This window comes from Micromonospora sp. KC207 (assembly GCF_004348615.1).
GTDB lineage: Bacteria > Actinomycetota > Actinomycetes > Mycobacteriales > Micromonosporaceae > Micromonospora.
Genome location: NZ_SMKJ01000233.1, coordinates 1 through 11,795, shown reverse-complemented (window position 1 = coordinate 11,795; position 11,795 = coordinate 1). Strand labels below are relative to the sequence as shown.

The 11,795-nt window shown below is 75.5% G+C and carries 10 protein-coding genes; 7 read left to right on the top strand and 3 right to left on the bottom strand.

Annotated features, from left to right (window positions below; all coding sequences use genetic code 11):
* Positions 1-960 (bottom strand): aminotransferase class I/II-fold pyridoxal phosphate-dependent enzyme (locus E1258_RS24275; protein ID WP_371688679.1); only part of this gene is annotated, 960 nt, incomplete at its 3' end.
* Between the two features lie 277 nt (positions 961-1,237).
* On the opposite strand from E1258_RS24275, the gene glmS reads away from it, so the two are divergent.
* Positions 1,238-3,151 (top strand): glutamine--fructose-6-phosphate transaminase (isomerizing), encoded by a 1,914-nt coding sequence (gene glmS, locus E1258_RS24270; protein WP_132405190.1) that lies wholly within the window; start codon positions 1,238-1,240, stop codon positions 3,149-3,151.
* Between the two features lie 82 nt (positions 3,152-3,233).
* Here glmS and E1258_RS24265 read toward each other — a convergent pair whose 3' ends face one another.
* Together E1258_RS24265 and E1258_RS24260 are read right to left on the bottom strand one after the other, a co-directional pair.
* Positions 3,234-4,889: an alpha/beta hydrolase gene (locus E1258_RS24265; protein ID WP_371688677.1), complete on the bottom strand. Its 1,656-nt coding sequence runs from the start codon at positions 4,887-4,889 to the stop codon at positions 3,234-3,236.
* The gene (locus tag E1258_RS24260) at positions 4,886-5,182 is read right to left on the bottom strand and encodes a hypothetical protein (protein ID WP_132405188.1); all 297 of its coding nucleotides are present in this window, start codon (positions 5,180-5,182) and stop codon (positions 4,886-4,888) included. Before E1258_RS24260 ends, E1258_RS24265 begins: the two co-directional genes overlap by 4 nt.
* Positions 5,183-5,492: 310 nt before the next feature.
* On the opposite strand from E1258_RS24260, the gene E1258_RS24255 reads away from it, so the two are divergent.
* The 6 genes from E1258_RS24255 (at position 5,493) to E1258_RS24230 (ending at position 11,749) form a co-directional block, all read left to right on the top strand.
* Positions 5,493-6,962 carry an NAD(P)H-hydrate dehydratase gene (locus tag E1258_RS24255; RefSeq protein ID WP_132405186.1) on the top strand — a complete coding sequence of 490 codons (1,470 nt, stop codon included), beginning with the start codon at positions 5,493-5,495 and terminating at the stop codon, positions 6,960-6,962.
* 145 nt (positions 6,963-7,107) lie between these two features.
* Complete coding sequence (gene alr / locus E1258_RS24250) at positions 7,108-8,226, top strand: alanine racemase (RefSeq protein WP_132405184.1); 1,119 nt, start codon at positions 7,108-7,110, stop codon at positions 8,224-8,226.
* On the top strand, positions 8,223-9,317 hold the full coding sequence (locus E1258_RS24245; protein WP_132405182.1) for an alpha/beta fold hydrolase: 1,095 nt from the start codon (positions 8,223-8,225) through the stop codon (positions 9,315-9,317). Before alr ends, E1258_RS24245 begins: the two co-directional genes overlap by 4 nt.
* A gap of 32 nt (positions 9,318-9,349) precedes the next feature.
* Positions 9,350-9,868, top strand: coding sequence for a tRNA (adenosine(37)-N6)-threonylcarbamoyltransferase complex ATPase subunit type 1 TsaE (gene tsaE, locus E1258_RS24240; protein WP_371688678.1), 519 nt, complete (start codon positions 9,350-9,352; stop codon positions 9,866-9,868).
* A 204-nt stretch (positions 9,869-10,072) separates the two neighbouring features.
* Positions 10,073-10,774, top strand: a complete 702-nt coding sequence (ung, locus tag E1258_RS24235) for a uracil-DNA glycosylase (protein ID WP_132405180.1) — start codon at positions 10,073-10,075, stop codon at positions 10,772-10,774.
* Positions 10,775-10,888: 114 nt separating this feature from the next.
* A complete protein-coding gene (locus E1258_RS24230; RefSeq protein ID WP_132405178.1) occupies positions 10,889-11,749 on the top strand; it encodes a maleylpyruvate isomerase family mycothiol-dependent enzyme in 861 nt (286 codons plus the stop codon).
* Positions 11,750-11,795 lie beyond the last annotated feature (46 nt).

Sequence of the window (11,795 nt, the reverse complement as noted above, 5' to 3'; positions counted from 1 at the left end):
GACGTCGGCCGTGACGAAGTACGTCCCCTCGGGCGTGAGGACGCCGAAGCCGGCGTCGGTCAGGCCGGCGACCAACTGGTCCCGGCGGGCCCGCATGCCCGCCGCGAACTCCGCGAAGTACGCGTCCGGCAGGGCGAGGGCCACCGCCACGGCCGGCTGCAACGGCGCGCCGTTGACGAAGGTGAGGAACTGCTTGACCCGCAGCACCGCGGAGACGAGCGGCGCGGGACCACTGACCCAGCCGACCTTCCAGCCGGTGCAGGAGAACGTCTTGCCGGCCGACGAGATCCGCAGCGTGCGGCCACGCATCCCGGGCAGGGTGGCCAGCGGCACGTGCGGTGTGCCGGCGTCGGGAAAGACCAGGTGCTCGTACACCTCGTCGGTCACCGCGTACGCGCCGTGCTCGCGGCACAGCTCGGCGACCAGGGCCAACTCGTCGCGGGTGAAGACTTTGCCCGTCGGGTTGTGCGGCGAGTTCAGCAGGACCAGCCGCGTGCGTGGCCCGAACGCGGCGCGCAGCGCCTCCGGGTCGAAGGCGTACCGGTCGTCCGCGCCGGGCCGCAGAGTCACCGGCCGCCGCACCGCGCCGGCGAGAGCGATCGAGGCGGCGTACGAGTCGTAGTACGGCTCGAAGCAGACCACCTCGTCGCCCGGCTCGCAGAGGGCGAGGATGCTCGCGGCGATCGCCTCGGTTGCCCCGGCGGTGACGACGATCTCGCCGTCCGGGTCGTACTCCAGGCCCCAGAACCGGCGCTGGTGGTCGGCGACGGCGGCGCGCAGCGCGGGGATGCCCGGACCCGGCGGGTACTGGTTCTGGCCGCCGCGCAGCGCCTCGGCCGCCGCCGCGAGCATCTCGGGTGGCCCGTCGGTGTCCGGGAAGCCCTGGCCGAGGTTGACCGCGTCGGTCCGGACGGCCAGGGCGGACATCTCGGCGAAGATGGTCGTCCCGAACGGCCGCATCCGGGCCACCAGCGGGTCGACATCGGCTGGCGTCGTCGTCACCTGCGCCAGCCTACGGGTCGAGGGTCCGGGTGCAAGACCGTGCACATCCGTCACAGCCGGCCCACCACCAACGCCCGGCCTCGCGACCCATCGCCCGTCGACGTAAGCCCATGGTGGCCCGGTGCTCACGATTCGTGCCCGGAGCGCCCCGGCTCGCCGATTCGCTCAGGCTCGATGCTTGTTTACCCGGCTTTTGCGCACGCGTAGTGAGCGAAACTGGGTTAGGCTGCGGGTCATGTGTGGAATCGTGGGTTACGCCGGCTCGCGCCCGGCGCTCGGCATCGTGCTCGACGGCTTGCGCCGCCTGGAGTACCGGGGCTACGACTCGGCCGGGGTGGCCGTCGTTTGCGAGGACGAGCTGCTGATCGAGAAGAAGGCGGGCAAGCTGGCCAACCTGGAGAAGGTGCTGGCCGAGCGGGCCGCGTCCGACCCGGAAGCCTGCGCCGCCAGCCCGATCGGCATCGGTGACGGCACCACCGGCATCGGGCACACCCGCTGGGCCACCCACGGCGGCCCCACCGACCGCAACGCCCACCCCCACCTGGCCCCCGACGGCCGGATCGCCGTGATCCACAACGGCATCATCGAGAACTTCGCCAAGCTCCGCGCCGAGCTGGAGGACGCCGGCGTCCTGTTCAACAGCGACACCGACACCGAGTGCGCCGCGCACCTGCTCTCCGCCGCGCTGGCCGACCTGCGCGCGGCCGGCGAGCCGGACGGGCCGCAGCTGCTCGCCGCCGCGATGCGCGCGGTCTGCCAGCGCCTCGAAGGCGCGTTCACGCTGCTCGCCGTCGACGCGGGGGTGCCCGGCGCGGTGGTCGGCGCCCGGCGCAACTCGCCGCTGGTGGTCGGCCGGGGCGACGGCGAGAACTACCTCGCCAGCGACGTCGCCGCGTTCATCGAACACACCCGCGACGCGGTCGAGCTCGGCCAGGACCAGATCGTCCTGATCACGGCCGACTCGATCGAGATCACCGACTTCGCCGGGTTGCCGGCCACGGGCAAGGACTTCCACATCGACTGGGACTCCTCGGCCGCCGAGAAGGGCGGCTACGACTGGTTCATGCTCAAGGAGATCGAGGAGCAGCCGCAGGCGGTCGCCGACACCCTGCTCGGCCGGCTCACCGACGGCGGCGAGATCATGCTCGACGAGGTCCGCCTCAGCGACCAGGACCTACGCGACGTCGACAAGATCTTCATCGTCGCCTGCGGGACCGCGTACCACTCCGGCCTCGTGGCCAAGTACGCCATCGAGCACTGGACCCGGATCCCCTGCGAGGTGGAGCTGGCCAGCGAGTTCCGCTACCGCGACCCCGTCCTCGACCGGTCGACGCTGATCATCGTGATCTCCCAGTCCGGCGAGACGATGGACACGCTGATGGCGCTGCGGCACGCCAAGGAGCAGAAGGCCCGGGTGCTCGCCATCTGCAACACCAACGGCTCGACGATCCCGCGCGAGTCCGACGCCGTCCTCTACACCCACGGCGGGCCGGAGATCGCGGTCGCCTCCACCAAGGCGTTCCTCACCCAGCTCGTCGCCTGCTACCTCATCGGCCTGCACCTCGCCCAGGTGCGTGGGATCAAGTTCGCCGACGAGGTGGCCGCCGTCGTGGACCAGCTCCACCAGATGCCCGGCAAGCTGCGCGAGCTGCTGGACCGGATCGAGCCGGTGCGGGAGCTGGCCCGCGAGATCAGAGCCGAGCCGACCGTGCTCTTCATCGGCCGGCACGTCGGCTACCCGGTCGCCCTGGAGGGCGCGCTCAAGCTCAAGGAGCTGGCGTACATGCACGCCGAGGGCTTCGCCGCCGGCGAGCTCAAGCACGGCCCGATCGCGCTCATCGACGAGGGCACCCCGGTGATCTGCATCGTGCCGTCGCCGGTCGGCCGGGGCATGCTCCACGACAAGGTCGTCTCCAACATCCAGGAGGTGCGGGCCCGGGGCGCCCGCACCATCGTGATCGCCGAGGAGGGCGACGAGGCGGTGGTCCGTTACGCCGACCACCTGATCCGGGTGCCGCGTACGCCGACGCTGCTCGCGCCCCTGGTGACCACCGTGCCGTTGCAGGTGCTCGCGGCGGAGATCGCGGCGGCCCGGGGCCACGACGTCGACCAGCCCCGCAACCTTGCCAAGTCCGTCACCGTGGAGTAGCCCACGGCGGTCACCGGCGCTCCGCTCCGCCCACGGCTCGCCGGCCGTCCCACCCTGCGACGGCCGGCGGGAGGGAGCCGGGTCACCGGCCCAGCACCACGCGGGCCATGCCGTCCAGTGCCGGGTTGGCCGGGTCCCAGTAGCCGGTGTGGCCGTACCGGCCGCTGGGGAAGGTGCGCCCGCCGAAACCCGGGTCGGCCGGATCGTGACCGAACCACAGCGCGTGGTCGTCGCGGCCGGTCAGCACGGCGGCCAACGGGCTGAGCCCACGCAGGACGCGCCGGGGCAGCTCATCGGCGGCGGGGGCCAGCCGGATCCCGTCGTCGGGCGCCGTGCTCGCCCAGACCTCGCCGACGGGCAGGCCCAGCCCGTCCGCCCGGTCCACGCCGACGCCGGGTGAGCCGACGAAGACCAGCGCGTCGGCGGCGAGACCGTGGTCGCGGGCGGCGGTGCCCACGACCAGCGAACCGTAGCTGTGCCCGAGCACCGTCTGCCGGGCCGGCGGGCCGTCGTGGGTCGCCCGCAGCCCCTCCTGGAACCGGTGCAGCGCCGGGCCGGCGTCGCGGGCCTGGTGGGGCAGGACGGCCTCGTGCAGGAAGTCCGGCGCGTCGTAGTCCAGCCAGAGCACCGCCGCGGTGCATCCCGTCGGATCCAGCGCCGCGCAGCGGGCCTGCACCCGGGCGGCCCGGCCCAGCTCACCGGTGGCATCGGCGAGGCCGGCGGTCATCCCCGGCACATAGGTCAGCACCCGGTCGGCCCGGTCCGGGTCGCCCAGCGCCACGACCGCCCGCCCCTCGCCGCCCGGGTCCAACCCCAGCAGGTACGCCCGGGGCTGCCCGCCGCCGGTCAACCGGGCCGTCAGCGCGTCCAGCCCGGTCAGCGCCCCCTCCACCCGGGCCAGCCCGGCCAGCTCCGCCGGCCCGCGCGGCAGCCGGCCGAGCAGCCGCCGTCGCTCGGCCAGCAGCACCTCCCGCCGCCGGTCGAGCAGCAGCCGGTTCGCCTGGTCCCGGGCCGCCACCGGCACCCCGTCGAGGCGGCCGACCAGCTCGGGCTCCCGGGCCACCAGCCAGCGGCGCTGCGCAGGGGTGAGACCGGCCCACCACGACCGGACGGTCGCCGGGGCGGCACCCGGCGGCGGACGCCAGGGCGGGGGCGCTGCCGTCCAGCCCGCGCCGGCCGCGCGGGTCAGCTCGTCGAGCCGGCCGGCGGCCTCCCGGTCGGCCGCGTCGGCCAGCTCCAGGGCCGCCGCCACGGCGGCGGCGACCCGCGCCACGGGGGTGGGCGTGCCAAGCTGCGCCCGCGCCGGGTCGGCGCTCGCCCGACCCCGCCGGTCCAGCCGCACCCCGCCGGCGTCGGCCAGGGTGACCGCCTCGGTCAGCCGGGCCTTCGCCCGGTGCAGCCGCCCAGCCAGCTCGGTGAGCACCTGGTCGGCCTCGATCACCGCTGGGGCGAGGACCGCCAGCTCGGACCGGAGCGCGCCGATCCGTCCGCCGGCGGCCCCGGCTGCGGAGCCCGCCCAGCCGCCCCGCAGCGTCCGGGCCGCCCCGTCCAACTCGGCGGCCCGCCGGTCGACCAGCCCGGTCAGCCCCCGCCAGGCCGTGCCGGCCGACGCCCACCGGCCCGGGTCGGCCGCCCACAGCCGGGCGTAGGCACCATCGGCCTCTGCCCCGGTGCCGCCGGCGCCGGCACCGGCCGCCACGAACCCACCGGCCGCATCTCCGCGCGCTGCCGCGCTCACCGGGGCAGCGCCGTCAGCCGGTGGGCGGCCCGCTCGTCGGCCGCCTGGTAGCCCTCGGCGGCGGCGGTCAACCCGTCCGCGGCGGCGGCGATCCGCGCGCCGAGCGCGCCGCACCAGGCGAACGTGGCCGACTCCAGGCCGGCCAGGGCCTCCGTTGACCGCCAGCCGGGAGCCGGCACCGCCAGCCCGGGCACCCCGGCCAGCCCGTGCCCGAGCCGGTACGCGAGGTCGCCGAGCGCCCCGGCCACCTCCCGCAGCAACTCGGGGCGGACGGTGAACGGCTCCTCGGTCATCGGCGGACTCCTCCCGGCTCGGTGCCCCGCGACGAACGGCGGGCGGACGGCGACGCCGGCCCGGGTCAGGCCGCGTCGACGATGCCGTCGTCGAGGGATGAACAGCGACGCCGTCGACGCTAGGCAGCCGCCCCGCCCGGCCGGAACGCCCTGTGGACAACGGGCGGCGGTCGTACCCTCGGGTTGTCCACAGCCATTGCCCACAGTCGACCCGACGGCTAACCTGCGGCCTGTTCCGCCGGTAGGGTGAGGCCATGATCGCCAACGGGCCGGGGCGGACCCGGCGGGCGGACGGACGGGGCGCGGTGGCATGAAACCGGTGTGGCGGGTCGCGGACGTACGGGCGGCGGAGGCCGGGCTGATGGCCACCCTGCCCGCCGGGACGCTGATGCAACGGGCCGCCGCCGGGCTGGCCCGCCGCTGCGCGCTGCTGCTCGCCGGCCGGGGCGGGGTGTACGGGGCCCGGGTGCTGCTGCTGGTCGGCACCGGCGACAACGGCGGCGACGCCCTGTACGCGGGGGAGCGGCTGGCCCGCCGGGGCGCCGCCGTCTCGGCCCTGTTGCTCACCCCGGGCCGGGCGCACGCGCCGGGGCTGGCCGCGCTGCGTGCCGCCGGGGGCCGCCTGGTGGAACGGCCGCCAGCCGTGACCGACCTGGTGCTGGACGGGATCGTCGGGATCGGCGGCACCGGCGGGCTGCGCGAGGCGGCCGACCGGCTCGCCGGCGAGCTGCCCGCCCTGCGCGGCCGGGACGGCGGGCGGGCCGCCGTGGTCGCCGTGGACGTGCCCAGCGGGGTCGCCGTGGACACCGGCCACGTGCCGCGGGCCGCCTCCGGCCGGCCGGCCGCGGTCCGGGCGGACGTGACGGTGGCGTTCGGCGCGTTGAAGCCGGCCCTGGTGGTGGGTCCGGCGGCGGCGTTGGCCGGCGAGGTCGAGCTGGTCGACATCGGCCTCGGGCCCTGGCTGCGCGGCACGCCCGCGCTGCGGGTCACCGAGTGGTCCGACGTGGTCGACTGGTGGCCGGAGCTGGGCCCGGCCGCGGAGAAGTACACCCGGGGCGTGGTGGGCCTGGCGACGGGCTCGGCGGCGTACCCGGGGGCGGCGGTGCTCTCGGTCGGCGGCGCGCTCGCCGGGCCGACGGGTCTGGTCCGGTACGCCGGCAGCGCCCGCGGCGACGTGCTGCTGCACCACCCCTCCGTGATCGCGGGCGGCCGGGTCGCCGACGCCGGCCGGGTCCAGGCGTGGGTCTGCGGATCGGGCCTGGGCACCGGCGAGGAGGCCGCCGCCGAGCTGCGCGCGGTGCTCGCCGCGCCGCTGCCGGTGGTGCTCGACGCCGACGCGCTGACCCTGCTCGTAAACGGGGCGATGGCGGACCGGCTGCGCCGGCGGGACGCGCCGATCGTGGTCACGCCGCACGACCGCGAGTTCGCCCGGCTCTGCGGGGAGGAGCCCGGCGCGGACCGGGTCGCCGGCGCGCTGCGGCTGGCCGCCTGGATGAACGCGGTGGTTTTGCTCAAGGGGGACCGCACGATCGTCGCCACCCCGGACGGCCGGGCGTACGTCAACCCGACCGGTACCCCCGCGCTGGCCACCGGGGGCACCGGCGACGTGCTGGCCGGGCTGCTCGGCTCGCTGCTCGCCGCCGGGCTGGCCCCGGAGCGGGCGGCTGCCGCGGCGGCGTACCTGCACGGGCTGGCCGGACGGGAGGCGGCCCGCACGGGCCCGGTGACCGCGACCGACGTGGCCGCCGCGCTGCGCCCGGTGGTGGCCCGGTTGCCCTGACGGCAGCGCCGGCGGGCCGGATGATCGACGCGATGTCGGCGACCTGGCGGTCCTTCCCGCCCCGGGACACCGCCGTATCGCCCACGTCCGGAGACTCGCGGCGGCTCCGGCCTGGGTTGATCACCCCGGTCAGTACGCTGGAGGCATGTGGCAGTCCGAGGTGCGGGTCGATCTTGACGCGATCCGGGAGAACGTGACGCGGCTGCGGGCCGGGGCCAGCGCCGAGCTGATGGCGGTGGTCAAGGGCGACGGGTACGGCCACGGCATGCTCCCGTCGGCCCGCGCCGCGCTCGACGCCGGTGCGGACTGGCTCGGCGTCTGCACCCTCGACGAGGCGCTTGCGCTGCGCCGGGCCGGGATCGACGCGCCCGTGCTGGCTTGGCTGCTCGCCCCCGGGCTGCCGCTGCACGAGGGCGTCGCGGTCGGGGTGGACCTGGCCGCCGCGAGCCTCACCCAGCTCGACGAGATGGTCGAGGCGAGCCGGCTGGCCGGCCGCCCGGCCCGGCTGCACCTGAAGATCGACACCGGGTTGGCCCGGGGCGGGGCCACCGTCGCCGACTGGCCGGCGCTGCTGAAGGCCGCCGCGAAGGCCCAGGCCGACGGCCTGGTCGAGGTGGTCGGCGTGTGGAGCCACTTCGTGTACGCGGACCTGCCCGGCCACCCGACGACCGACCGCCAGCTCGCGATCTTCCACGAGGGGCTGGACATGGTCGAGCGGGCCGGGCTGCGCCCGCGCTACCGGCACCTGGCCAACTCGGCCGCCACCCTGACCCGCCCCGACACCCACTTCGACCTGGTCCGGCCCGGGATCGCGATCTACGGGCTCTCCCCGGTGGCCGGCGAGCGGTTCGGGCTGCGCCCGGCGATGACCGCCCGGGCCCGGGTCATGCTCACCAAGCGGGTGCCGGCCGGCAGCGGCGTGTCGTACGGGCACACCTACCTCGCCGAGGCCGACGCCAACCTGGCCGTGGTGCCGCTCGGCTACGCCGACGGGGTGCCCCGGCACGCCTCGAACACCGGCCCGGTGCAGCTCGCCGGCCGGCGGCGGACCGTCTCGGGCCGGGTCTGCATGGACCAGTTCGTGATCGACTGCGGTGACGACCCGGTGGCGGCCGGCGACGTGGCGACCCTCTTCGGCCCCGGGACCGGGGGCGAGCCCACGGCCGACGACTGGGCCGAGGCGGTCGGCACGATCAACTACGAGATCGTCACCCGGTTCGGCGGGGTCCGGGTGCCCCGCGTCTACGACGGCGAGCGGCCGTGAGCGAGCGCAGGTTCCGCGTCCCCCGGCCCCGCACCGCCGCCGGCCGGGTCGCCGGGCTGGTCGGGGCGGCCGTCGGCGTCGCCGCCGCCGGGCTGGCGGCGGGCGTGGTGAGCGAGCGCGTCCTGATCCGCCGGCTCAAGGGCGACCCCACCGACCCGTACGCCGACGAGGCCTTCGGTCAGCAGCGGTACGACGAGTCGTTCCGGCTGGAGCTGCCCGACGGCACCGACATCCACGTCGAGGTGGTGGAGCCGACCCGACCCGTGTCCGGCAACCCGACCGTGGTGCTGGTGCACGGCTTCTGCCTCGACATGGGCACGTTCCACTTCCAGCGCAAGATGCTCGCCGAGCGGGGCGAGCACCGGATCGTCGCGTACGACCAGCCGGGGCACGGCCGGTCGGGGCGGCTGGAGACCGGCGAGTACGACCTCGCCGCGCTCGGCCGCACCCTGCGCCGGGTGATCGACCGGACCGCCCCGCAGGGGCCGCTCGTGCTGGTCGGGCACTCGATGGGCGGGATGACCATCATGGCGTTCGCCGAGCTGTACCCGGAGTTGTTCGGCGACCGGGTGGTCGGCACGGTGCTGATGGCCACCTCGGGCGGGCTGCTGGCCGAGACGAGGCTCGTCGCCCCCGCCCTGCTCGGCCGGGTCGGCGCGCCGGTGCTCTACATGGTGAGCAACGCCACCCGGTACGGCGGCACGGCGATCGACGCGGCGCGCCGGTCGACGTCCAACGTGGCCTGGCTGCTCACCCGTAAGTACGGCTTCGGCACCCCGAGGCCCAGCCCGGCCCTGGTGTCGTACGTCGAGCAGATGAACTCCCGCACGTCGGCCGACACGGTCACCCGCTACCTGCGCACCCTGGCCACCCACTCCCGATACCCGGCACTTGCCGCGCTGGCCGGCACCCCGGTGCTGGTGGTGGTCGGCGACAGGGACATGATCACCCCCGTGACCCACTCGGAGCAGATCGTCCGTCGGTTGCCGCACGCCGAGTACCTCAAGATCCGCGACAGTGGGCACGTGGTCATGCTGGAGCACGCCGACGAGGTCAACGGGGCCCTGGAACGCTTCCTGGAGAGGCTGTGAGCGGGGACGGCCTCGTCGGCGGTCCAGGCGGGTTGGGCGCGAGCATCGGCGGCGGCCCCGGTGGGCCGGCCGGCGTCGTCGTCAAGCTGCCGACGGTCGAGGACACCCACGCGTTCGGCCGCCGGCTGGCCGGGGTGCTGCGCGCCGGTGACCTGCTGCTGCTCACCGGCCCGCTCGGCGCCGGTAAGACCGCACTGACCCGGGGCATCGGCGCGGGCCTCGGCGTGCGCGGCGACGTCACCTCACCGACCTTCGTGATCGCCCGCGTGCACCGGCCCGACCCGGAGCGGGGCCGGGGTGTGGCGCTGGTGCACGCCGACGCGTACCGGCTCGGGGACGCGGCCGACCCGCGCGCCGAGATCGACGACCTCGACCTGGACGCGTCGGTCGACGGCTCGGTCACCGTGGTCGAATGGGGCGAAGGGCTGGTCGAGCAGTTGGTCGACGCCCACCTGCGGGTCCGCATCGACCGGTGTGACGACGACACCCGGCTGGTCGAGCTGGCCCCGGTCGGCGGCGACTGGGCCGAGCGCCTGGCCGCCCTCACCTGACCGCGCCGACCGCCCGGCCGCTTCCCACCCGACCGGGCGGCCGCCGGCTGGAAATCCCGACCGCGCCTACCGCCCGGCATCCCTCCACTCGACCGGGCGGTCGGGTGAAGCAAGACCGATTCCATCCCGCCCGTCGGCCCGCCCGGCGCGAGGTGTCGGACCGGGCTGGTAGGAAAGGGGCCGACCGACTGCGAAAGGTTGCCGATGCCCGACGACGCTCCCACCCTCGACCTGCTCGCCCTGCTGCCCGAGGAGTGGCGCGCCCTGCTCACCCCGCATCTCGACCCGGCCCGCACGGCCGCGCTGGCCGAGTTCGTCGCCGGGGAGTACGCCACCCAGACCGTCTTCCCGCCGGTCGAGGACCTGTTCTCCGCGTACCGGCTGTGTGGGCCGGGAGAGACCCGGGTGCTGATCCTCGGGCAGGACCCGTACCACAAGGCGGGGCAGGCGCACGGGCTGAGCTTCAGCGTCCGCGAGGGGGTGTCCGTCCCGCCGTCCCTGCGCAACGTCTTCAAGGAGCTGGCCGAGGACCTGGGCGTGCCGAAGCCACGCGGCGGCAACCTCGACGGTTGGGCCGCGCAGGGGGTGCTGCTGCTCAACTCGGTGCTGACCGTCCGGCAGGCCACCCCCGGCTCGCACGCCAACAAGGGGTGGGAGGAGTTCACCGACGCGACGATCCGCGCCCTCGACGCCCTCGACCAGCGGGTCGTCTTCCTGCTCTGGGGCGGGTACGCCCGCAAGAAGGCGGCGCTGGTCACCAACCCGCAGCACGTGGTGCTGGAGGCCGGTCACCCGAGCCCGATGAACCCGCGCGGGTTCCTCGGTAGCCGGCCGTTCAGCGCCACCAACAAGGCCCTCGCCGACGCGGGCCTGCCGACTATCGACTGGGAGCGGTCGGCGGGCTGAGTGGTTCCGTCGCCCGGCCACCGAGCACGTGTGAAGTGATCGGGCGATCACCGTCTGCTGTAGACTGTCGCGCGTCCCCGGTATCCCGGCGGCTCCACGGATCGGAGGCGGCACGTGGCGGTTACGGTGACCATCAGCGCGGAGCAGTGGCGCGCGGCCCGGGAGGCGCTGGCGGCGGCCACCGACCGGTTCGTCCGCCTCGTCGAGTCGGTCGACCGGCCGCAGACCATGGTGACCGCGCACTGGTCGGTCGCCGACACCGTCGTCCACCTGGTCTCGGTCGGCTGGTGGTATGCGACGAAGCTTGATCCGGAGCACCCGCCGCTGCCGATCCCCGGCCTCGACGCCCGGCTGCCGACGGTCACCGTGGACACCATCGAGGGCGTCAACGACCTGATCCTGGCGCACCTGACGGAGCGCGATCCCGCGCCGCTGCTGGAGCGGTTCCGCGCCGACGTGGCGAAGATCCTCTCGATCACCGCCGACCGCGATCCCGGCGAGCTGCTGCCCTGGTTCGGCGACGCCCGCGCGCCGCTCGCCGGTCTCTTCGGCCACCTCGTCAACGAGCTGCTCGTGCACGGCTGGGACATCGCCCGCGCCACCGGCCGGCCGTGGGAGATGCCCAACCGGGAGGCCGTGCTGTTCTTCGAGGTCTTCCTCGTCGGGGTGCTCCGCGCCGGCTACGGCCGGCTGCTCGACAACGACGAGCCGCCCCGGGACCGCCCGATCACCGTCGAGTTCCGGTCGGCGTACTGCGCCGACATCACCCTCGTCCTGCACCAGGGGCTGGTGTCGATCGCCGCGCCCGGTGCCCGACCGGACGCGCGGGTGCGGTTCGACCCGGCGGCGCTCAACCTGATGCTGTTCGGCCGGGTGGGCCGGGTCCGCACGGCGCTCACCGGCGGGGTCTCCGTCCGGGGCCGCCGCCCCTGGCTCCTGCTCCCGTTCCTCCGCGTCCTGCGCACCCCCAGCTGACCCGCTCTGCCCGCCCTGCCCGTCTGCTCGGTGACGCCTGCAGGTG

What these genes read in the sequence shown, in the direction of transcription:
- glmS (WP_132405190.1), top strand. Translation starts at nt 1,238, where the DNA reads ATGTGTGGAATCGTGGGTTACGCCGGCTCGCGCCCGGCGCTCGGCATC.
- E1258_RS24260 (WP_132405188.1), bottom strand. Translation starts at nt 5,182, where the DNA reads ATGACCGAGGAGCCGTTCACCGTCCGCCCCGAGTTGCTGCGGGAGGTG.
- E1258_RS24255 (WP_132405186.1), top strand. Translation starts at nt 5,493, where the DNA reads ATGAAACCGGTGTGGCGGGTCGCGGACGTACGGGCGGCGGAGGCCGGG.
- alr (WP_132405184.1), top strand. Translation starts at nt 7,108, where the DNA reads ATGTGGCAGTCCGAGGTGCGGGTCGATCTTGACGCGATCCGGGAGAAC.
- ung (WP_132405180.1), top strand. Translation starts at nt 10,073, where the DNA reads ATGCCCGACGACGCTCCCACCCTCGACCTGCTCGCCCTGCTGCCCGAG.